Source organism: Rhizorhabdus sp. GW822-FHT03C02, assembly GCF_058801765.1.
Genome location: NZ_JBXANN010000002.1, coordinates 407,473 through 428,692, shown reverse-complemented (window position 1 = coordinate 428,692; position 21,220 = coordinate 407,473). Strand labels below are relative to the sequence as shown.

Here is a 21,220-nt window from a genome sequence, read left to right as displayed (position 1 = left end):
TCAGGCCGCGACGCATCCCATCCGGGGCGCCGCGGCCGGCGCGTGCAGGTGCGGCAGGGCGTCGGGGCCGGCTCCGGGATATTCGACGACCGGCGGCGTATCGCCATGCGCCTTGTCGAGATAATAGCCGGCGAGAAAATAATGCGCGCGCGCCGCCGCGGGATGCGCCGCCGCCCGCGCCAGCGCGAGCTCGGCTTCGGCACGATCAAGATAATAGTCGCCGTTCTCGTTCATGCCGGACTCGGAGTGCTGGGACGCCTTCCTTAGCCCGCAATCATTCCAGGCGTTCTTATCCTATGTTAAGGAATCACCACTGGCCGGGCCGTCGCATCGCGACTTTGAAACGATGCGGCGCAACCGCCATCGACCACGCACCGGCAGGTTTATCGGCGGCGGCATCCGGGCCGCGTTTCGGGTCTCGCGCTCGCGCTGTCTCTGGCTCGCTGATCACGCGCAGAAAATCGCCCGGATTTTCCCGCCAATCATTCGAACTGTCGCACTTTATCAGAAAAAATCCGGCTGCCTTTCTTTGGCGCAATTTCGGAACATCGGAAGCGGTGGTTCGATTATATGCTATTCGCGACCGCTTTGGTCATATCGGCTCATTCCGATTTGATGCGACATGGTCTATATTTGCCGATGTCGATAATGACGATGTTTCTCTACCCACTCGATCAAAGCCGAAAACCAATACTCACATTTGTGCAAACGATGGCCTATAGGGGCCGTCCACAACGAAAGGGTCGCACCTTATGACTGAAATTTCCGAAGCCTCCGATCTCGTCGCCATCACGGCCGATATCGTCGCGGCACATGTCTCGAACAACAATGTCGCGCTCGGCGACGTCCCCACGCTGATCGCCAATGTCCATGCTGCGCTCGCCGGCCTCGGCACCCCCGCCGCCGAACCCGAAGCCGCGCAGGAGCCGGCGGTGTCGATCCGCTCGTCGATCAAGCCCGACTATATCGTCTGCCTCGAGGACGGTAAGAAGCTCAAGATGCTCAAGCGTCACCTGATGACCCATTATCAGATGACCCCCGAGCAATATCGCGCCAAGTGGAAGCTGCCCGCCGACTATCCGATGGTCGCGCCGTCCTATGCCGCAACCCGCAAGGAGCTCGCGCTCAAGATCGGCCTGGGTCGCAAGCCCGCGCCGGTCGTCGCCCCCGCTCCCAAGGGACGCCCGCGCAAAGTCGCTCCCGCCGAGTGATCGCGCCGCATCCGCGATAAGATCAGGCCGGGGTCACTCCCGGCCTTTTTTTACGCTTTAGTTTGCCGCATTTTCCGAGCCGTCAGGTGATTCCACCCGACTTGAAAATGCTCTATCGGCCGGACAGGCGGTCTTCGACATGGCCCAGCTTGGTGGCGATGACGGTCAGCGCGTCGGACACACTGCGCTGCTGCTCGGCGACCGCCTTGAGCGCGGTCTGGTCGGGGTCGCGCTGGCCGATCGCGTTGCGCAACCCGTCCATCTGCGCGTTGAACTGGTCGACACGGAGCGGCGCCGACGCGGTGGCCGCCGCCTGGACCTTGTACAGCTCGATCTGCCGGGTGCGGAGCTTTTCGAGATCGCCGATCAGCTTGCCGACCGCGACGAGCTGGACCTGGCGCTCACGCGCGTCGGCCACCACCAGCGAAGCCTCGTTGACGGTGCGCACCGCGACCAGCAGCCCGATCGTCGACACCAGGCTCGCGAACACGCCGAGCCCGGCCGCCACCGCCGGCAGCATCTGCCAGCGCGACGGCTTGACCGGGACGGCGGGCGCCGCGGCGCGCAGCGGCGCCGACGTCAGCGCGTCATGCGGCATCGGCGGCAGCGGCGCGATATCGAGATCGTCGATCGAGGTATCGGCGAAGCTGGGCTCGCGGGCGAACGCCGGCTCCTGCGCGAAGGCCGACAGCATGTCGTCATCATCGTCGTCGGTCGTCGCCGACTGCTGCGAGACGGACTCTTCGTCGTCCTGCGAAAAGGCCAGCGAAGGCGTGAGGCTGAGCCCTTCGAGCGGATCGACGGCGACCGCCGCCTGATCCTTCTGGCGGGCGACATCGCTCTCCAGATCTTCGAGCGCCTTCAGCGCCTCGTCGAATCCGCCTGTGCTTGCGTTCATGATGCTGGTTCCGGACGTCTGTGGTTTGCAGCCTATGTGCCGGAAAGAGGTTAATATCGGCTCTATGGCGGAACCAGGCGAAGCCAAGGATCGCCAGACTCAAAAAAATACCCCCGGCGTGGATATCCACGCCGGGGGCATGTCGGGCGGCGGAGGTGTTGCGCCGCGCGATCGGTCCTGCTTAGCGCAGCAGGCTCAGCACGTTCTGCTGGCTCTGGTTCGCCTGGGCGAGCATCGCGGTCGAGGCCTGCGAGAGGATCTGCGACTTGGCGAGCGCGGTCGATTCCTGCGAGAAATCGGCGTCCTCGATGCGCGAACGCGCTTCCGACAGGTTGGTGACATTCGCGGTCAGCACGTTGACGGCGGCGTCGAGGCGGTTCTGGGTCGCACCGAGCGTCGCACGGGCGGTCGAAACCTGGGTGACCGCGGCGTCGGCGGCCGTGATCGCCGACTGGGCGTTGCTGGTCGTGTCGACCTTGAGCGTCGTCGCATAGAGCGCCGCAACCTTGTCGAGGCCGTCGATCGCGACCGTCGTCGTGCTGTTAGTCGCATCGATGCCGGTCTGGATCGCGAAGCTGGTGCCGGTCGAGGCAGCGCTGAACAGGGTGTTGCCGTTGAACTTGGTGTTGGTGACGACGTCGGTCATCTGCGCCTGCAGCTGCGAGACTTCGGTCTGCAGATTGGCGCGGTCGGACGAGGTGTAGGTGCCGTTGGCCGACTGCACGGCCAGTTCGCGGATGCGCTGCGCCATGTTGCCGACTTCGTTGAGCGCGCCTTCCGCGGTCTGCGCCAGCGAGATGCCGTCATTGGCGTTGCGGACCGCAACGGTCATGCCCTTGATCGACGAGGTCATCGAGGCGGCGATGGCGAGGCCGGCGGCGTCGTCCTTCGCGCTGTTGATGCGCTTGCCGCTCGACAGCCGCTCCATGGCGGTGCTGAGCTGCTTGTCGGCGAGACGGCTCGCATTCTGCGACCGAAGCGACGAGACATTGGTATTGATGACGCCCATTCGAAATCCTTTCACTACGCAACACGGCGAGGAAGGGTCAGCCCATCTTCGCCACGACTGCTGTAACGACGGACCGGCACGGACCTTTAACGAAGGGTCGCGCTTTTGCCGGACGCGGCCAGGAAACCCCGGTTTTGCGGGGTTTCCTGCCGGAAGGATTTTCGGGCCTCGCGGGTGCGGGGCACATGATGCGGGCTATTTTTGCGTGGCGGTTCCGAAGTGTCCGGTTTTCGATCGGAAGGCCCCCGGCGCAGGGGAACGGAGCGCCGGGGGCCGGTAGGCGGCCTGTTTGGGGGCCGCTTACTTCAGAAGGCTCATCACATTCTGCTGGCTCTGGTTCGCCTGGGCGAGCATCGCGGTCGAGGCCTGGGCCAGGATCTGCGACTTGGCGAGCGCGCTCGATTCCACCGAGAAGTCCGTGTCCTCGATGCGCGAGCGCGCTTCGGAGAGGTTGGTGACATTCGCGGTCAGCACGTTGACCGCGGCGTCGAGGCGGTTCTGGGTCGCGCCGAGCGTCGCACGGGCGTTCGAGATCTGGGTGATCGCGGCATCGGCGGCGGTGATCGTCGACTGCGAGGCCGACGCGGTATCGACCTTGATCGTCGTCGCATAGAGTGCCGCGACCTTGTCGAGGCCGTCGATCGTGATCGTCGTCGTGCTGTTGGTCGCGTCGATACCGGTCTGGATGTCGAAGCTGGTCGCGACCGAGCTCGAGCTGAACAGCGTGTTGCCGTTGAACTTCGAGTTGGCGATGACGTCGATCATCTGGTTCTGGAGCGCGGTGACCTCGGTCTGCAGGTTGGTGCGATCGGTCGAGGTGTAGGTGCCGTTGGCCGACTGGACCGCGAGTTCGCGGATGCGCTGCGCCATGTTGCCGACTTCGGCCATCGTGCCTTCCGCGGTCTGCGCCAGCGAGATGCCGTCATTGGCATTGCGGATCGCGACGTTCATGCCGCGCACCGACGCGGTCATCGACGAGGAAATGGCGAGGCCGGCGGCGTCGTCCTTGGCGCTGTTGATGCGCTTGCCGCTCGACAGCCGCTCCATGGCGGTGCTCAGCATCTTGTCGGCGATGCGGCTGGAATTTTGGGAACGCAGCGAAGAGATATTGGTGTTGATGACGGTCATGAGATTGGTCCTTCTCGGTAACAAGTTGGCGATCTCGACCCAATGGCCTTCTCGCCCCGATCCAGTTAACGGCCGTCCTTAGCGGCGCTTTAACCAGAAAAATTCACCACGATCGATTTTTCAATCAATCGACTGATTAAACACGATTTTATTTCGTTTTTCCGGCTCTCGCGCGCGCATGTGCGATCGCATGCCCGCACGCATATGCACGTGTCGCGCCCGTGCATCTTTCGGTTGGCCCGGATCGGGGGGCGTTAAGAGTTTCGTAGTTAATTCCGCGGTAAGCATGTCTCGCAACGAATTTGGCGAATGGCCGGGTTTGGAGGAACGAGATGAACGCGATCGGCATCAGCGAGAAGGCAAAGGGTTCGCACCCCACCCTCGTCACCTGGCTGACGGGCGCCGGCATCGAGACCGCCCCGGCCGATCCCGCCACCGCCCCGGCGCGCGACAGCGTCCGCATCCTCCACGTCACCGAACGTCCGCTCGCCCGCCAGCACGACATCCTGATCGACTTCGCCGACGGCACCCCGACCCTGCGCCGCGCCAGCGTCGGCCGTCCGACCACGGTCGTCTTCGGGTTCGAGGACATGCCGTTCGGCCATGCGCTGATCGCCGAGCTGATCCGTCCCGCGATCATGCCCGCCTGCGGCGAGCCCGCCAGCGCGCAGTTCCTGAAGATGGCCGCCCGCATCGCCACCCGCGACGCGACCGTGTTGCTGCTCGGCGAAACCGGCACCGGCAAGGAAGGCGTCGCCCGCTATATCCATGCGATGAGCCCGCGCGCGGCCAAGCCGTTCGTCGCGGTCAACTGCGCCGCACTCCCCGACACGATGCTCGAGGCGATCCTGTTCGGCCATCAGAAGGGCGCCTTCACCGGCGCGTCGGGATCGGGCGAAGGCTTGTTCCGCGCGGCCGAGGGCGGCACCCTGCTGCTCGACGAGGTCGCCGAACTGCCGCTCGCGCTCCAGGCGAAACTGCTGCGGGCGCTCCAGGAGCGCGAAGTGCTGCCGGTCGGCGCCACCGCCCCGGTCGCGATCGACGTGCGGATCATCGCCGCGGGCAACCGCGATCTCGCCGCCGAGGTCGAGGCCGGACGCTTCCGCGCCGACCTCTACTGGCGGCTCAACGTCATGCCGCTGACGACGAAGCCGCTCGGCGAGCGCCGCCAGGACATCCGTGCGATCGCCGCCGCGCTGCTGCTGCGTCACACCCAGGTCAACGAGGATTTCGCCTGGCCGACCGCCAATGCGCTCGACCGGCTGATGGCGCATGGCTGGTCCGGCAATGTCCGCGAGCTCGAAAATGTCCTTCAGCGCGCACTGCTGATGCGCGACGGCGACCGGATCGAGGCCGCCGATCTGATGATCGAGACCCTCGCCGCCGCCCCTGCCTTCCGCCCCGCCGCGATCGAAACCGCGCCGGTCGCCGTCGACCCGTTCGCGCCGATCAGCCTCGCCGATGCCCGCCGCGCCGCGCAGGCCCGGGCGATCGAGGAAGCGCTCAACGCCACCGGCGGCCACCGGCTGCGCGCCGCCGAGCGGCTGGGCATCTCCGAACGCACGCTGCGCTATCGCATGGCCGATCTGCGCTCGGCCGTGGCGGCCTGAGGCGGTTTAGATGACCACGATAAACACCTCCAACCTGCTGGCGATGCGCAATGCCATCCTCCAGCAGAACAGCGCGCTGCAGAAGGCCGCGGCCTCGCCCGCGCCCAATATCGTCGGCGGCGTCAGCCAGGTCGGCAGCACGACCCAGGCGCCCGATACATTCGCGAACACGCTGCGCGGCGCGATCGGCGAGGTCAACAACCAGCAGGCCAAGGCCTCGGCGATCTCCGAAAGCTACGAGCGCGGCGAGACCACCGATATCGCCGCGGTCATGCTGCAGCGTGAAAAGGCCAATGTCGGGTTCCAGGCGACCCTGCAGGTCCGCAACAAACTCCTGTCCGCCTACAAGGACATCATGAGCATGCCGGTATAATCGATGGCTGATATCGCACTCTCCCCCGAACCGAACCGCAACCTGCCGTCGGGCCCCGTGCCCGCGATCGGCACCGCGGCGATCCTCGAGCGCCTCAAGGGCCTCACCAGCCAGCCGGCGGTCCAGCGCAGCCTGCCGATGATCGGCCTGGTGGCGCTGCTCGGCGTCGCCGCGATGCTGTGGATGACGATGTCGGGCGCGCCGCAGCGCGATCTGTTCGCGGGCCTCGGCGATGCCGACAAGGCGGCGGTCGCCGACTCGCTCAAGGCGGCGAACATCCCTTATCAGATCAACCGCGACACCGGCGCGCTCTCGGTTCCCGAGAACGACTTCTACCAGGCGAAGATGCTGCTCGCACAGCAGGGCCTGCCCAAGTCGGCCCCCGACGGCGACGCGATGCTCAACACGCTTCCGCTCGGCGCCTCGCGCGCGGTCGAAGGCGAGAAGCTGCGCGGCGCCCGCGAGGTCGACCTCGCCCGCACGATCGAGGCGATCGACGCGGTCGAGACCGCCAAGATCCACATCGCCGCCGAACAGCCCAGCGTCTTCATCCGCGACACCGCCAAGCCGCAGGCGTCGGTGATGCTGCGGCTGCGCGCCGGCCGCGCTTTGTCCGAATCGCAGGTCCAGGCGATCATCCACCTCGTCGCCTCGTCGGTCCCGGGCCTCTCGCCCGACGGCATCTCGGTGGTCGATCAGGCCGGCCGGCTGCTCTCCTCCTCGGGCAACGACCCGCTGAGCGAAGCCTCGAACCGCCAGGTCGACATCCAGAACAAGATCGAGCAGCGCTATATGGAGGCGCTCGACAAGATCCTCACCCCGATCGTCGGCCCCGGCAACTACACCGCCGAGGTCCATGCCGATGTCGACTTCACCGAAAGCCAGGCGACCCGCGAAAGCTATCCCAAGGACACCCAGGTGGTTCGCCAGGAACAGGGCGGCTGGACCGGCGACAAGAGCGCCGAGGCGCAGGGCATCCCCGGCGCGCTGTCGAACCAGCCGCCGCAGGCGAGCCAGGTGACCGCGGCCCCGCAGCAGACCGTGCCGGCCCCCGGCACCACCGCCGCGGCCGAACAGGGCAAGACCTCGGAACAGTATAACCGCACTTATGAACTCGGCCGCGAAGTCTCGGTCACCCGCAACCCGATCGGCACCGTCAAGCGGCTGTCGGTGGCGGTGGCGCTGCGCGAGGGCGGCAAGAAGTTCAGCCGCGCCGAACTGGCCTCGATCGAGACGCTGCTCCGCGGCGCGGTCGGCGCCGACCAGGCCCGTGGCGACGTGGTCGCACTGTCGGCGCGCAGCTTCGCGGTCGAGCCCGACGCCGCCGTCGTCGCCAAATGGTGGGATGCGCCCTGGGTGTCGACGCTGGCGCGCAATGTCTCCGCGCTGTTCGTGGTCGCGCTGCTGATCTTCGGCGTCGCCAAGCCGATGCTCAAGAAGCGCTCGACGATCATCGCCGAGCAGAAGGACGAAGCGGTCAAGGCCGCGATCGCCTCGGGCGGACCGATCCCCGACGACGCCAGCCCCGAGATCCGCGGCGAGATCGCCTCGCAGCTCGCCCGCGAAGCGCTGGTCGATCCCAACAAGCCCGTCACCCTCGACATGATCGAGGCGACTCCGGGCTATGCCAATCGCGCCGAACTGATCCGCAACTTCGTCCGCCAGGATCCCGACCGCGCCGCGCTGGTGGTCCGCGATCTGATCCGCGCCGACATGCCGAAGGCCGACGCCAATGGCTGACGAGACCCCGTTCGACGCCGAAGGCGCGACCCCGACCGAACCGACCGGCAGCGAAGCCGCCGCGATCCTGCTGATGCTGCTCGGCGAAGAGGAAGCCGCGACCGTGCTCAGCCGGCTCGATCCCGACGAGGTCCAGCATCTGGGCGGGGCGATGTTCGGGGTCGCCGACATCACCGAGACCGAAATCGACGGCGTGTTCGACGTGTTCGTCGAGCGGGCGCGGGTTCGCACCACGCTGGGCGGCTTCGGCGCCGACCGCCAGATCAAGGGCATCATGCACAAGGCGCTCGGCCAGGAGAAGGCCGACCAGGTCCTCCAGCGCATCACCCCGGTCAAGCATGTCAACGCGCTCGAAAATCTCAAATGGATGGACGCGCCGACGATCGCCAACCTGATCGAGCACGAACATCCGCAGATCGCCGCGCTGGTGCTCGCCTTCCTCGATCCGCAGGTCGCCGCCGACGTGCTCCAGCTGCTCGCCGAGGATATCCAGGCCGATCTGGTCTACCGGGTGGCGACGCTCGGGCCGGTCACCGAACAGGCGCTCAACGACGTCTCCGAACTGCTGAGCCGCCCGACCACCACCTCGGCCTCGGCCTCGACCACCAAGCGCGGCGGCGCCGGCGAGGCGGCCAAGATCGTCAACTCGTCGCGCAAGGCCGCCGAACAGCGGATCATCAAGGCGCTGCAGAAGCTCGACAAGACGATGGCGCGGACGATCGAGGACGAGATGTTCATCTTCGACAATCTGATGAACGTCAGCGAAAAGGATCTCGGCACGCTGCTGCGCGCGGTCGACAGCGACATCCTGGTGGTGTCGCTCAAGGGCGCCGACGAGAAGCTGCGCGCCAAGATCTTCGGCTGCATGTCGAGCCGCGCCGCGCAGACGATCCAGGACGAAATCGCCGACCGCGGCCCGATGCGCCTCGCCGAGGTGCAGGAAGCCCAGAAGAACATGCTCGGTATCGCCCGCAAGCTGGCGACCGACGGTGCGATCAGCCTTGGCGGAAAGGGCGACGACTATGTCTGACCTGTGGCATCCCGAACTGCTCCACGGCGCGACCCGGGTCGACGCCTGGGCGCGGCCCGCCTCGACCGGCGCGTTCACCCCGTGGAGCGAGGCCGAACATCCGAACCGGCGCGCCGCCGATCGCGGCGGCTTCCGCGCCCGCCATGCCGGCGCGCCGCGCCCGCAGCCGGTAGTCGAGCCCGAGATCGAAGCCGAACCCGAACCGATGATCGACATCGAGGCGATCCAGGCCGAGGCCTTCGCCGCCGGCTTCCAGCAGGGCCGCGAAACCACTGCGATGGAACTCATGGGCGAACGCAAGGCGGTCGCCGACCTGATCCGCGCGGCCAAGGCGCTCCAGCCCGAAGCCGCCGGCCCGCTGGCCGCGGTGCTCGCCGAGACCGTCGCACGGCTGGTGCGCCAGGTCGTCGGCGAAGCCGTTATCGACACCGAAACCCTCCACGAGCGCGCGCTGTCGATCGCCGAGATGGTCGGCGCCGAATCCGGCCCGGCCCGCCTGCGGATGCACCCCGACGACATCGCCCGGCTCGACGGTCACGACCTGCCGGTGGCGCTCGCCCCCGACCATCATCTCGCGCATGGCGCGATGGTCCTCGAAACCGGCGAGGGCTGGATCGAGGACGGCCCCGAGGTTCGCCTCGCCAAGCTGCGCGCCCAGCTCGACGCGATGGGACTGCCCCGTTGAGCGATACTGTGAGCGAATCGACCCTGCTCGCCGAACGTGCCGGCACGATGCTCGCCGGCATCTCGCTCGACCAGGCCGGCCCGCGCCGAATCGGCAAGCTCGCCGCCTATGACGGGCTGATGCTCGAGGCGACCGGCTTCCCGATGCCGGTCGGCTCCAACGCCCGCGTCATCGACGCCGACGGCCATGCCGCGCTCGCCGAGGTCGTCGGCTTCCGCGGCGACCGCACCCTGCTGATGGCGCTCGACGCCGACGCGCCGCACAGCGCGGGTGCGCGGGTCGAACCCGATCGGCGTGGCGGCAATGTCGATGTCGGCGAGGGCCTGCTCGGCCGGGTGATGGACGCGCTCGGCAACCCGATCGACGGGCTCGGCCCGATCGCGACCTCGGCGCGCTGGCCGCTCGCCGGCCGTCGCGGCAATCCGCTCGACCGCGCCCGGGTCACCGAACCGTTCGACATGGGGGTCCGCGCGATCAACGCGCTGCTCACCGCCGGCGTCGGCCAGCGGATCGCGATCGCCGCCGGCTCCGGGGTCGGCAAGTCGGTGCTGATGGGGCAGATGATCGCCGGTGCCGAATGTGACGTCATCGTCGTCGGGCTGGTCGGCGAGCGCAGTCGCGAAGTCAGCGACTTCCTGGCGACCAAGCTCAACGGCAATGTCCGGCAGAAAAGCGTCGTCGTCGCGGTGCCCGCCGACCATCCGCCGGTGCTGCGGCTGCGCGCCGCGATGCGCGCGACCGCGATCGCCGAATATTTCCGCGACCAGGGCAAGCGCGTACTGCTGCTGATCGACAGCCTGACCCGCGTCGCCCATGCCCAGCGCGAGATCGGGCTCTCGCTCGGCGAACCGCCGACGATGAAGGGCTATCCGCCTTCGGCCCTGGGCCTGATCCCGCGCCTCGTCGAGCGCGCCGGGGTCGATGCCAATACCGGCGGTTCGATCACCGCGCTCTACACCGTGCTCGCCGATGGCGACGACACCGACGATCCGATCGTCGACACCGCCCGTGCGATCGTCGACGGCCATATCATCCTGGCGCGCAGCCTCGCCGAACAGGGTGTTTTCCCGGCGATCGACGTCGGCAAGTCGCTGAGCCGGGTGATGAGCGACATCGTCACCCCCGAGCACCAGCAGGCCGCGCAGATCCTGCGCCGGCTCTGGTCGGTCTATGAGGAAAATCGCGACCTGATCCTGATGGGCGCGTACCGCGAAGGCAGCGATCCGATCGTCGACATCGCGATCGCGCGCCACGACCAGATCCTCGAATTCATCGGCCAGGGCCAGAAGGACCGGGTCGATTATGACCAGGCGGTCGCGGCGCTCCTCGCGAGCTTCGGCGGATGAAGGCCGCCGCCGCCAAGCGCGCGCGGGTCGCCCGCGTCCGCGCCGCCCAGCACCTGCTCGCCGCGGCCGAGGCCGTCACCGCCGAAGCACGGCTCGATCAGCTCGAGGGCAATGCCGCCAAGCTCGTCATGCTGCGCGACAGCCTGACCGTCGCCGAAGGGCCGACCAATGGTGCGACTCTGCAGAATCGCGGCGAGCTCGCCGCGCGGCTCGACCGGGCGCGCCACGGCATGACCGATGCGATCGCCGGCGCCCGCGCTACCGCCGCGCAGCGGGCGCAGATGCGGGTCGAAGCCCGCCAGAAACAGGAAGGCGCCGCCAAGCTGGACGCGCGCATGGCCGAAGCGCTCGATGCCTGGCTGGAGAGCAAGCGCGCGGTTCCGCACCGGCGCAGGCCGGCGGCGGGCTATTGAAGGGGGACAAGACCAGATGACCATCGCCACCGTCTCGACATCGCTGCTCGCGCTGACCGCCGCCCCGGCGAAGGCTTCGGTCGCCGGGGCGGCGCGCCCCGCCGATCCGGCCCGCGCCTCCGGCGCCAGCGGTGCTTCGGGCGATACCTCCGCCACGACCCATGACTTCGCGAAGCTGGTCGCCAGGCCGCGCGCCAACGGCAAGACCGAGGCGCGCAGCGGTGGCGAGGGCAAGGCGCCGGCCGAAAAGAGCGACGCCGCCAACGACGATGGCGACGAGGACATGATCGATACCGCGGCCGTCGACGGCAGCGCGACCACGACCCCGACCGTGCCCGCCGCCCTATCCGCCGATCCCGATGCGATGGCCGCGGCGATGCAGCAGGGCGTGAGCGCGGTCCTCGCGTTGATCCAGGTTCCGGTCACGCCGCCGCCGTCGACGACCACCCCGGGCGACAGCGTCGCATCGGCCGGTACTGCGACCACCGCGGCGATCTCGGCGATGCCGACGATGCCGGCCATGCCGCGGATGACCGCTCCCGTGATCCGGACGCCGATCGCCACGGCCACCGCCCAGCCGGCGATCCCGACCGTGCCCGCCGAACAGCCTGTCGCGGCGAACGTGCCGGTTGCCCCGGCCGGCGAAAGCGTGCCGGCGCCCGCCGAGGAGGCCGCCGCCCCCCCGATGCCTGCAGCGATCCCCGACGTCACCGACGGCGATCAGCCGGCCCCGCCCCCGGCTCCGGTAACCAGCAAAACGCCGCTCGCCCGCGACATCGCGTCGCTGCTCAGTGCGCTCAAATCGAGCTTCACCGGACCGTCCGCGCCCGTTTCCACCCCGGCTCCCCTGCCCCCGGCAGCACCCGTGGCCGCCCCCGCGGCGGTCGCCCCGGCCGCCAATGTCTCGATGGCCACCACGACACCGGCAGTTGCGCGCGACGAAACGGTTCAGCTACCGACCAGCGCGCAGCCGGCATCGGCCGCGCAGACCGCTGTCGCCGCACCCGCCGCCGCTCCGGTCCTCGCGACCACGCCTCCGCCAGCGCCGGTCGTCACGGCCGATGATGGCTCGGCACCGACCGTCCCGGCCGCAACCGCAGGCCAGGCATCGCCCCCGACGGCGCCCGCCCCGGCGCAACCGGTCGCGGCCCCCGCGCCACCGGTCGCCGACAGCGTTGCGCCCCAGGCCGCCGACGCCGTACGCCCGAACGACGGCCCCGCCATCGCCACGGCGAACACCGAGGCGCCCGCGCCGCGCCGCAACGAGCGCGCCGGGCATGACCGGCCGCGCGACGAGACGGTCGACGACCGGCCCACTGTCGATCTGCCCACGATCGACCAGTCCGCCGCGACCGATCCGGCTGCGTTGCCACAGGCGGCAACCACGGCACCGGTAGCATCCACCGACGGCAAGGCGATCGACGCCGCCGCCATGGCACAGGCCAATGCGTCCAGTCCGACCGAACAGGCGGTCGCCCGCCATCTCGATCTCGCCCACGACACCCAGTGGATGGACCAGCTCGCCAAGGACATCAGCCAGGCCGCCGCGACCAACGGACAGTTGAAATTCCACCTGAATCCCGAAAATCTCGGATCGCTGGCGATCGAGGTGCGCAACAGCGCCGAGGGGACGTCGATCCGGATGACCACCGAGACCGACCATGCCCGCACGATCATCGCCGACGCCCAGCCGCGGCTGATCGCCGAGGTTCGCGCCCAGGGTCTGCGGGTCGCCGAATCGCACGTCGATCTCGGTAATCAGAACGCCTCGGGCAGCACCGCCGGTCAGCAGCAACAGCAGCAGCGCCAGTCCGCGTCAGACAATCATAAACCTTTTGCCGCTACACAGACGGTGACGCGCGACGAGTCCGCCGATTCGCGGACCCGCGACGATGACGAACGTTACGCCTGACCGACAGGACAGAGATCATGAGTAAAGACGCTCCCGCGCCCGATGCCGCGCCCAAGAAGAAGGGCAAGCTCAAGGGCATATTGATGATGCTGATCATGGCGATCGTCTTCATCGGCGGCGGCGTCGGCGCAGGTCTCTACGCGGCGGGCACCGGGCTGGTCGGCGGCAAGCATGCCGAGGAAAAGCCCGAGGATCCGAATGCGCCCAAGCTGGTCGCCAAGGAAGGTGCCGAGGGCGAAGGCCATGGCGAGGGCGGCGAGAAGCCGTCGCTGCCGATCGGCCTCGAATCCGAGCAATCGCCCGATCCGACCAAATATAAGGCGACCTATTACACGTTCGAGCAGCCGTTCACCGCGAACCTGCGCGACTCGGACAGCTTCGCCCAGATCGGCCTGTCGGCATCGACCTATTATGACGCCAAGGTCGTCGACAATCTCAAGAACAACGAGACCCCGATCCGCTCGGCGATCCTGATGGCGATCTCGCAGCAGGACAGCTTCTCGATCTCGACTCCCGAAGGCAAGCTGGCGCTCCAGAAGGCGCTCAAGGACACGATCAACGACGTGCTCCGCAAGCAGGAAGGCTTTGGCGGAATCGACAATGTCTATTTCACGAGCCTCGTGATCCAGTAGGCGATCGTTTCCGGACGGTATTTCGTCATCCCGGCCCCCGGAACGAGGTGAAGCCTCGATCCGGGGGCCGGGATGACGCATTTTGGGGCATCGCCCGTTACCGTATCGGCAAATATTATCGCGCCGCGACAATTCATTAACCACATTCGGGCTAGGGTTCGATTCGAAGGCGGCAACGCCGATCCACCGAATCAGGGCCAATCCAGCACCCATGACCCGCGCCAGTTCCAGTCTTGCCGCAGACGAGGTCGCCGCGCTGATGAGCGAGATCGGCGATCTGAGCTTCGGCGAAGCGCAGGACGAATCGGCCCCCGCCCCGCTCGCCGCCAGGACCGCCACCAATAGCGGCAGCGCCGCTTCGCCCTTCGCGCTCGGCCGCGCCAAGGACAGACCGACGATCAACCTGTCGCTGATCGAGCGCATGAACGAGCGCCTCGCGCGCCGGCTGCGCGACGTGATCGAACCGATCGCCCAGGCCCGCGCGCGGGTCGAGGCCAAGGCGCTCGAAATCTGCACCTTCGACGAATGGCAGCACCGCCAGCCCGATTATATGAGCCTCACCCTGTACCGGGTCCGCCCCGGCAAGGGCATGATGATGATCGCGGTCGAGCCGGCCTTCGTCGCCAACATGGTCGACGCCTTCTACGGCGGCACCACCGGCGGCGTCAGCGTCAAGGACGGCGAATTCACCCCGGCCGAGGACCGGCTGCTCACCCGGCTGGTCGGCGGCATCAGTGATGTGCTGCGCCGGACCTGGGGCGATTTCTACCCGCTCGACATGCAGCGCAGCACCCATGAGACCAACCCGATCTTCGCGTCGATGATGCGCGGCGACGAACCGGTGGTGGTCCAGCGGATCGCGATCAAGCCGCGATCGACCCGGCTGACCCATGTCGAGATCCTTTATCCGCTGGCGCTGCTCCAGCCGATCGAGGAAGAACTCGCCACCCGCGTCCATGCCGATCCCGAGGATGACGGCGACCTGCAATGGCGCGGCAAGCTCGCCGGCGCGCTCGACAATGTCACCCTGCCGGTCCGCAGCGTGCTGGCGCGGCCCGAAATCACGGTGGCGCAGCTGATGGCGCTCAAGGCCGGCGACGTGATCCCGATCAAGCTGTCGTCGACGGTTCCGCTGCTGGTCGGCAACCGCCGCTTCGCCGAGGGCACGATCGGCGAACAGGAAGGCCGCGCGGCGATGATGATCGAAAGCATTGGAAAGGACTTCTTCAAATGAGCGACATGGCCGACCTTCCGTCGATGGGCGCGACGATCGAGCCCGTGGGCCGCGACAATTACCGGTTGCTCGCCGATATCCCGCTGCGGCTGTCGGTCGAGGTCGGCAGCACCTCGATGCGGCTCGCCGACCTGATGGAGCTCGCCGCCGGCAGCGTGGTCGAACTCGACCGCCAGGCGAACGAACTGCTCGACATTCTCGTCAACGGCACGCTGATCGCCAAGGGCGAGGTAGTGACAGTCAACGGAAAGTTCGGGATAAGGGTGGTCGACGTGGTCGCCACCGATGCGCGACTGTCGGGGATAGAACGCCGCGCATGATGCTCGATTACCTGTTGCGATTGCTCATCCTGGTCCCGCTGGTCGGGGGTATGGCCTTTGGATCGCTGTGGCTGTGGCGCAAGCTCCAGCCCGGCATGGCGATCGGCAACCGGCAACGGGCGGTGAAGATCATCGATGCGGTGCCGATGGGCGCGACCGGCCGCCTCGCGGTCGTCGAATTCGCCAACCGCCATATCCTGATCTCGGTCTCGCGCGGCCGGATCGAGAAGATCGCCGAAGCGCCGGTCGACGGCGTCTTCATCCTTCCCGACGAGGATTGATCGGCTAACCGACGATCCTGATTCGCTGCCAGGTCGCGACAGAAACCCCTTCGCGCATTGCCGGCTCGAACCGCCAGTTGCGGCGTACATCGTCAAGGATAGCCGGATTCATCCCCTGCCGGTCCACCTGGGTGGAAAAATAGGCTCGTTGGGCCCGGCCCGATGTCCCGATCAGGGCGCAAATCTCTGTCCCCGCCGGCGCGGCGATATCGAAGGGATGGCCGATCACCGTCGCCGAAGAATATCCGGTGACATAGTTCCCGCAAATATCCGCAGCCGTCCGGCCGGTAGCTACGCCCGCGCCGGTTGCAGATGGCGGAATGATGTAAGCTGCGCGGTCGAAAATATGCTCCGGCGGATAGCTCAGGCACAGGCATTTCACATATTCACGCGACGCAGATGTGGTCACAGTCAGAAGCGCGGCAAGAAACAGCATATTGACGAGCGTCGATCCCGTCGCTGCACCAAGCCTGTTCGCGATCTCCATGACCATAATCTATCAACGGCCCGCCATTCGGCAAAGACAATGTTGATCACCCTCAGCGTCGGCTCCGCAGCTTGAGCAGCGCGAACGGGATCACCAGCAGCATGGTCGCGGCGACCGCCAGATAGGGCAAGGGCTGCCAGGCGGCATACATCAGCACCCCGACCGATGGACCGAACACGAAGACGATGCCGTTGACCGCGGTGACCTTGCCCGCGATCGATCCCTGCTCATGGTCGCCGACCGCCAGCGACGCGCCAGCGGTGAAGCCGGGGCGCAGGAAGCCGAAGCCGAGCGAGGCGACCGCGAAGGCGAACATGATCGCATGCTGGTCGTGCGACAGCGCGATCCCGGTGCATCCGACCGCGACCAGCAGCGCCCCCCAGACGATCAGCTGACGCGGACGCATGTCGAGCCGCGGGATGAACCCCCATTGCGCGAGCAGCGACGCCACCGCCCCCGCCATCAGCACCGTGCCGACCACCGGCTGCGCCGCCAGCGGAGTCGCGCGGAGCCGGTCGATCAGCAGGAACGCCATCACCTGGTTGGCGATCGCCTGGGCGTGGCCCGAGACCAGCCCGATCATGAACCAGCGCCGGACCCGAGGATCGAGCAGGCTGACCTCGGCCCCCGATCCGTCGAGGGGAAGTTCGAGGTCGGAAGGTTCGGCCCCGAGCTCGAGTTCGGCCGCCGGCAGCACCGATTCGCGCGCGGCCGCCGACGAGTCCCTGAGCAGCAGCAACACCGCCGCGAGCAGCGGCAGGCCGAGCAGCGCGAACATGAACGGCGGGCCGGCCAGGCCGATCCGCGGCAGGATCAGGAAGGGGGCGAGCGCCGGCCCCAATATCGTGCCGAGCCCGAACGCCGAGGCGAGCAGCGCCAGCGCGCGGGTGCGATCGGCGCGCGAGGCGCCCGCGACGATCAGCGCCTGCGCCGCCGGCGACGCCGCCGACCCGAACGCGCCATACATGCTGCGCCCGAGCATGAATCCCGCAAAGGCGAGGCCACCGCCGACGAACCCGAGCACGCCCGCCGACAGCGACATCCCGCACAGGATCAGCGAGATCATGAAGCCGCCGAGGCCGGTCAGCACCATCCGCTTGGCGCCGTAGCGGGCGAGCCGCCGCGCCCAGATCGGCGCCGAGATCGACCAGATGAACGCCGAAAAGGAGAAGGCGACCGCGACCGTCCAGTCGGGCATGTGCAGGCTGCGGCCGAGCGCCGGCAGCACCGACTGCAGCCCGGTATTGCCGATCGACAATGTGAGCATCACCGCGAACAGCAGCCATTGGTCGCGCTTCCCCGCCGGGACCAGCCCGCTTATCCGGCCCGCCAGCACCGCGATCAGGCCCGGGCGCCGACCCCGACCGCGTTGCGATGCAGTGCCGCGAGCACGGTGCCGACGATCGATTCGGCATCGAGGCCGGCCTCGGCATATTGTTTCTCGGGCTTGTCATGCTCCTGGAAGATATCGGGCAGGCGCAGCGTGCGCAGCTTGAGCCCATTGTCGATCAGGCCATGATCCGAGGCGAGGGTGAGGACATGCGCGCCCAGGCCGCCGATCGCACCCTCCTCGACGGTCACCGCGACGTCATGGGTGGTCAGCAGCCGCTCGATCAGCGCCTCGTCGAGCGGTTTGGCGAAGCGCAGGTCGGCGACGGTGGTCGACAGGCCGAGCGCCTCGAGCTGCTCGGCGGCCTTCAACGCCTCCTCGAGCCGGGTGCCCAGCGACATGATCGCGACCTGGCGTCCCTCGCGGACCAGCCGGCCCTTGCCGATCTCGAGCCGCTCGGGAACCGCGGGAATCGTCACCCCGGTGCCGTTGCCGCGCGGGTAGCGCAGCGCGATCGGACCGCTGTCGTGGAGCGCCGCAGTATGGACCATATGGGTCAGCTCGGCCTCGTCGGCCGCCGCCATCACCACCATGTTGGGCAGGGTCGCCAGATAGGTGACGTCGAAGCTGCCGGCATGGGTCGACCCGTCGGCGCCGACCAGCCCGGCGCGGTCGATCGCGAAGCGGACCGGCAGGTTCTGGATCGCGACGTCATGGACGACCTGGTCATAGGCGCGCTGGAGGAAGGTCGAATAGATCGCGCAGAAGGGCCGCAGCCCCTGCGCGGCGAGCCCGGCGGCGAAGGTCACCGCATGTTGTTCGGCGATGCCGACGTCGAAGATACGCTCGGGAAAGGCGAGCTGGAACTTGTCGAGCCCGGTCCCCGACGGCATCGCCGCGGTGATCGCACAGATCGTCGAATCGCGCTCCGCCTCGGCGACCAGCGCCTGGGCGAACACCCCGGTATAGCTGGGCGGTCCCGGCGGCGCCTTGGCCTGCACCCCCGAGATCACGTCGAATTTCTGGACGCCATGATATTTGTCGGCCGCAGCCTCGGCCGGGGCATAGCCCTTGCCCTTCTGGGTCACGACATGGATCAGGATCGGGCCGTGGTCGCCGTCGCGGACATTTTCGAGGATCGGCAGCAGATGGTCGAGATTATGGCCGTCGACCGGGCCGACATAATAAAAGCCCAGTTCCTCGAACAGGGTGCCGCCGGTCGCCATGCCGCGCGCATATTCCTCGGCCTTCTTGGCGGCATCGTGGATCGGCCGCGGCAGCCTCTGCGCGACCCGCTTGGCGAAACCGCGCATCGACAGGAAGGGCCGCGACGAGACGATCTTGGCGAGATAGGCCGAGAGCGCGCCGACCGGTGGCGCGATCGACATGTCGTTGTCGTTGAGGATGACGATCAGCCGGTTGCCCGCCTGCTTGGCATTGTTCATCGCCTCATAGGCCATGCCCGCCGACATCGCGCCGTCGCCGATCACCGCGATCGCGCGGCCCGGCTGGTCGGCCAGCTTGTTGGCCACTGCGAAGCCCAGCGCCGCCGAGATCGATGTCGAGCTGTGCGCGGCGCCGAACGGATCATATTCGCTCTCGGCGCGCTTGGTGAAGCCCGACAGGCCGCCGCCCTGACGCAGGGTGCGGATACGATCGCGCCGGCCGGTGAGGATCTTGTGCGGATAGGCCTGGTGGCCGACGTCCCAGATCAGCTTGTCGTTCGGCGTGTCGAACACATAATGCAGCGCGACCGTCAGTTCGACCACGCCGAGCCCGGCACCGAGATGCCCGCCGGTCACCGAAACCGCCGATATCATCTCGTCGCGAAGCTCGTCGGCGAGTTGGCGCAACTGCGACGCATCGAGCGCACGCAGGTCTGACGGGAGATTCACCTTGTCGAGAAGCGGTGTCACGGGACTCTGACTCATCCCGACCCCTTAGCCCCGTTGGGGAGCGGATGGTAGATTTTTAAGCGGCGTCGCCTTCGGAGCAGTCGCTGCAGCAGCCGCGCACCTCGATCACCGGACGCAGCTTCGAAAAGCCGGCCTTTTCCGCCGACCCGCGCACCGCCGACGACAGCCGGTCGTCGTCGACATGGCTGACCCGGCCGCAAATATCGCAGACCAGGAAGATGCAATCATGTTCGCAATCGGGATGCGCATTGACGATATAAGCGTTCGCGCTTTCGATCCGGCGCGCCAGATTGGCCCCGACGAAGACGTCGAGAATCCGGTAGATGCTGTTCGCGGCGACCCGGCGCCCGATCGCGTCGGAGACCTTCTCGGCGAGATCATAGGCCGACACCGGCTTGCTCGCCTCGCTGAGCGCCGCGAAGATCGCGGCGCGCATCGGCGTCCATTGCTCGCCCGCCCGCTCGAACGCATGGCGCGCGGCATCGGCAAGCGATTCGCCCTCATGGAGCCGGTGGTCGTGCGCAGTGGCCATAAGGGGAAGTTAGGGCCTGCCGCCCGGTGCGGCAACCCCCGGGGCTCGGCGATCAGCCTGCGTCGATCCGCCGCATGAGGATGCCCGGCTGATAAGGCAGGTCCGCCAGCATTTCATGCGTGACCGGCCTCGCCTTACCCTGGTCGAGCGTGAAGCAACGCAACCCGAGATGCGCGATCTCGTCGATGAAAGTCTGAACGTCGAAGCCGGCCGCCGCGATCTGCCCCGGCGACCATTCCATCACGATCGCGATATTGCGGTTGGCCCGGATCGTCTCGCGCGCGCCGGCGAGCACCAGCGGCTCGGCGCCCTCGACGTCGATCTTGATGAAGTCGACCCGACCCTGCAGTCGCCCGGCGAGATCGTCGATGCGCACGCTCGGCACCGTGAAAGGCTGAGCCGGCGGTTCATCGTGGAAGGTCGTGAGATGTTCGCCGACATCGACGATGCTCGTATTGCCCGATCGCGAAACCCGCCGATACAGCGTCAGCCCCGCATCATTGTCGCTGGCGGCGGCGCAGACGATTTCGGCCATGGTCTGAAAGGCGTTTATGAAGATGTTGTCGCGGGCCAGATCCGCGATCTTCCGGTCGGCCTCGATCCCGATCACCCGCCCGCCCGGGCAATATCTCGCCATCAGGCACGTGAAATAGCCGAAATTCGCGCCGACATCGATGCAATGGCTATCGCGCTTCAAATGGCGAACGAAGAAGCGGGTCAGATCGAGTTCGAACTTGCCGGTAACGATGAACCATGGGCTGAGCAGGCGGTCGTCGGCCTCGACATAATAAGCGATGGTGCGATTGCCGACCCTCGCCCCCAGCAACACCCGGTTGTTGCCGACATAAGTGGCGATCGGACGACGTCCTTCGACAAAATGATACCGCACCCAGGCGAGCAGCCTGAACTTTAGCCATGCGAGGCGCCTCTTCAGCGTCGGGCGCTGTTGCCAGCGTGGCTTCACCACCTTGTCCGAGGTTCTCGCCAGCATCGTCCGGATTCCCTAGCTTCGTCGTCTTGCCTGATCCCGGCGCCCTTCTTTGCGATCGCGTGGCGGCAGGCGAACGATAGTTCGCGAATGGGCGAATGGGCGAACGGGCGCGCGGATCGTCTTGATGAATGCCGGGCGTTGG

Annotated in this window: 22 protein-coding genes; 13 read left to right on the top strand and 9 right to left on the bottom strand. The window is 67.3% G+C overall.

Annotation, left to right across the window (positions count from 1 at the left end; all coding sequences use genetic code 11):
• Complete coding sequence (locus AC1RM6_RS09205; protein WP_493100346.1) at window positions 1-234, bottom strand: hypothetical protein; 234 nt, start codon at window positions 232-234, stop codon at window positions 1-3.
• Between the two features lie 518 nt (window positions 235-752).
• On the opposite strand from AC1RM6_RS09205, the gene AC1RM6_RS09200 reads away from it, so the two are divergent.
• The gene (locus AC1RM6_RS09200) at window positions 753-1,211 is read left to right on the top strand and encodes a Ros/MucR family transcriptional regulator (protein ID WP_493100344.1); all 459 of its coding nucleotides are present in this window, start codon (window positions 753-755) and stop codon (window positions 1,209-1,211) included.
• Between the two features lie 112 nt (window positions 1,212-1,323).
• Here the strand turns inward: AC1RM6_RS09200 and AC1RM6_RS09195 are convergent, their stop codons facing one another.
• The 3 genes from AC1RM6_RS09195 to AC1RM6_RS09185 form a co-directional block, all read right to left on the bottom strand.
• Window positions 1,324-2,109 carry a hypothetical protein gene (locus tag AC1RM6_RS09195; protein WP_493100342.1) on the bottom strand — a complete coding sequence of 262 codons (786 nt, stop codon included), beginning with the start codon at window positions 2,107-2,109 and terminating at the stop codon, window positions 1,324-1,326.
• Between the two features lie 181 nt (window positions 2,110-2,290).
• Window positions 2,291-3,118, bottom strand: a complete 828-nt coding sequence (locus tag AC1RM6_RS09190) for a flagellin N-terminal helical domain-containing protein (protein WP_493100340.1) — start codon at window positions 3,116-3,118, stop codon at window positions 2,291-2,293.
• A 300-nt stretch (window positions 3,119-3,418) separates the two neighbouring features.
• Window positions 3,419-4,246: a flagellin N-terminal helical domain-containing protein gene (locus tag AC1RM6_RS09185; protein ID WP_493100338.1), complete on the bottom strand. Its 828-nt coding sequence runs from the start codon at window positions 4,244-4,246 to the stop codon at window positions 3,419-3,421.
• A 332-nt stretch (window positions 4,247-4,578) separates the two neighbouring features.
• Here AC1RM6_RS09185 and AC1RM6_RS09180 point away from each other — a divergent pair, with 332 nt between their 5' ends.
• From AC1RM6_RS09180 to AC1RM6_RS09125, 12 genes are all read left to right on the top strand, one after another.
• Window positions 4,579-5,856, top strand: a complete 1,278-nt coding sequence (locus tag AC1RM6_RS09180; RefSeq protein ID WP_493100336.1) for a sigma-54 interaction domain-containing protein — start codon at window positions 4,579-4,581, stop codon at window positions 5,854-5,856.
• 10 nt (window positions 5,857-5,866) lie between these two features.
• On the top strand, window positions 5,867-6,229 hold the full coding sequence (gene fliE, locus AC1RM6_RS09175; RefSeq protein ID WP_493100334.1) for a flagellar hook-basal body complex protein FliE: 363 nt from the start codon (window positions 5,867-5,869) through the stop codon (window positions 6,227-6,229).
• Window positions 6,230-6,232: 3 nt separating this feature from the next.
• Window positions 6,233-7,969, top strand: coding sequence for a flagellar basal-body MS-ring/collar protein FliF (gene fliF / locus AC1RM6_RS09170; protein ID WP_493100332.1), 1,737 nt, complete (start codon window positions 6,233-6,235; stop codon window positions 7,967-7,969).
• A complete protein-coding gene (gene fliG / locus AC1RM6_RS09165; protein ID WP_493100330.1) occupies window positions 7,962-8,999 on the top strand; it encodes a flagellar motor switch protein FliG in 1,038 nt (345 codons plus the stop codon). The genes fliF and fliG overlap by 8 nt, the downstream gene beginning before the upstream one ends.
• On the top strand, window positions 8,992-9,684 hold the full coding sequence (locus tag AC1RM6_RS09160; protein ID WP_493100328.1) for a FliH/SctL family protein: 693 nt from the start codon (window positions 8,992-8,994) through the stop codon (window positions 9,682-9,684). Before fliG ends, AC1RM6_RS09160 begins: the two co-directional genes overlap by 8 nt.
• A gap of 47 nt (window positions 9,685-9,731) precedes the next feature.
• Window positions 9,732-11,030: a FliI/YscN family ATPase gene (locus AC1RM6_RS09155; protein WP_493100609.1), complete on the top strand. Its 1,299-nt coding sequence runs from the start codon at window positions 9,732-9,734 to the stop codon at window positions 11,028-11,030.
• Window positions 11,027-11,443 (top strand): hypothetical protein, encoded by a 417-nt coding sequence (locus AC1RM6_RS09150; protein ID WP_493100326.1) that lies wholly within the window; start codon window positions 11,027-11,029, stop codon window positions 11,441-11,443. The genes AC1RM6_RS09155 and AC1RM6_RS09150 overlap by 4 nt, the downstream gene beginning before the upstream one ends.
• 16 nt (window positions 11,444-11,459) lie before the next feature.
• Complete coding sequence (locus tag AC1RM6_RS09145) at window positions 11,460-13,355, top strand: flagellar hook-length control protein FliK (RefSeq protein ID WP_493100324.1); 1,896 nt, start codon at window positions 11,460-11,462, stop codon at window positions 13,353-13,355.
• Between the two features lie 17 nt (window positions 13,356-13,372).
• Entirely contained in the window at window positions 13,373-13,987 is a 615-nt protein-coding gene (locus tag AC1RM6_RS09140) for a flagellar basal body-associated FliL family protein (RefSeq protein ID WP_493100322.1), read from the top strand.
• Window positions 13,988-14,198: 211 nt separating this feature from the next.
• Window positions 14,199-15,221 (top strand): flagellar motor switch protein FliM, encoded by a 1,023-nt coding sequence (locus AC1RM6_RS09135; RefSeq protein WP_493100320.1) that lies wholly within the window; start codon window positions 14,199-14,201, stop codon window positions 15,219-15,221.
• Complete coding sequence (gene fliN, locus AC1RM6_RS09130) at window positions 15,218-15,541, top strand: flagellar motor switch protein FliN (RefSeq protein ID WP_493100318.1); 324 nt, start codon at window positions 15,218-15,220, stop codon at window positions 15,539-15,541. The genes AC1RM6_RS09135 and fliN overlap by 4 nt, the downstream gene beginning before the upstream one ends.
• Entirely contained in the window at window positions 15,538-15,822 is a 285-nt protein-coding gene (locus AC1RM6_RS09125; RefSeq protein WP_493100317.1) for a flagellar biosynthetic protein FliO, read from the top strand. The genes fliN and AC1RM6_RS09125 overlap by 4 nt, the downstream gene beginning before the upstream one ends.
• A 4-nt stretch (window positions 15,823-15,826) precedes the next feature.
• Here AC1RM6_RS09125 and AC1RM6_RS09120 read toward each other — a convergent pair whose 3' ends face one another.
• Genes AC1RM6_RS09120 through AC1RM6_RS09100 form a run of 5 tightly spaced genes read right to left on the bottom strand, consistent with a single transcriptional unit; the run spans window position 15,827 to window position 21,078 of the window.
• Window positions 15,827-16,309 (bottom strand): energy transducer TonB, encoded by a 483-nt coding sequence (locus tag AC1RM6_RS09120; protein ID WP_493100315.1) that lies wholly within the window; start codon window positions 16,307-16,309, stop codon window positions 15,827-15,829.
• 52 nt (window positions 16,310-16,361) lie between these two features.
• Complete coding sequence (locus AC1RM6_RS09115) at window positions 16,362-17,645, bottom strand: MFS transporter (RefSeq protein WP_493100313.1); 1,284 nt, start codon at window positions 17,643-17,645, stop codon at window positions 16,362-16,364.
• Between the two features lie 5 nt (window positions 17,646-17,650).
• On the bottom strand, window positions 17,651-19,570 hold the full coding sequence (dxs, locus tag AC1RM6_RS09110) for a 1-deoxy-D-xylulose-5-phosphate synthase (RefSeq protein ID WP_493100311.1): 1,920 nt from the start codon (window positions 19,568-19,570) through the stop codon (window positions 17,651-17,653).
• Between the two features lie 40 nt (window positions 19,571-19,610).
• The gene (locus AC1RM6_RS09105; RefSeq protein WP_493100309.1) at window positions 19,611-20,087 is read right to left on the bottom strand and encodes a Fur family transcriptional regulator; all 477 of its coding nucleotides are present in this window, start codon (window positions 20,085-20,087) and stop codon (window positions 19,611-19,613) included.
• A 52-nt stretch (window positions 20,088-20,139) separates the two neighbouring features.
• Window positions 20,140-21,078, bottom strand: coding sequence for an FkbM family methyltransferase (locus AC1RM6_RS09100; RefSeq protein ID WP_493100307.1), 939 nt, complete (start codon window positions 21,076-21,078; stop codon window positions 20,140-20,142).
• Between the last annotated feature and the right edge of the window lie 142 nt (window positions 21,079-21,220).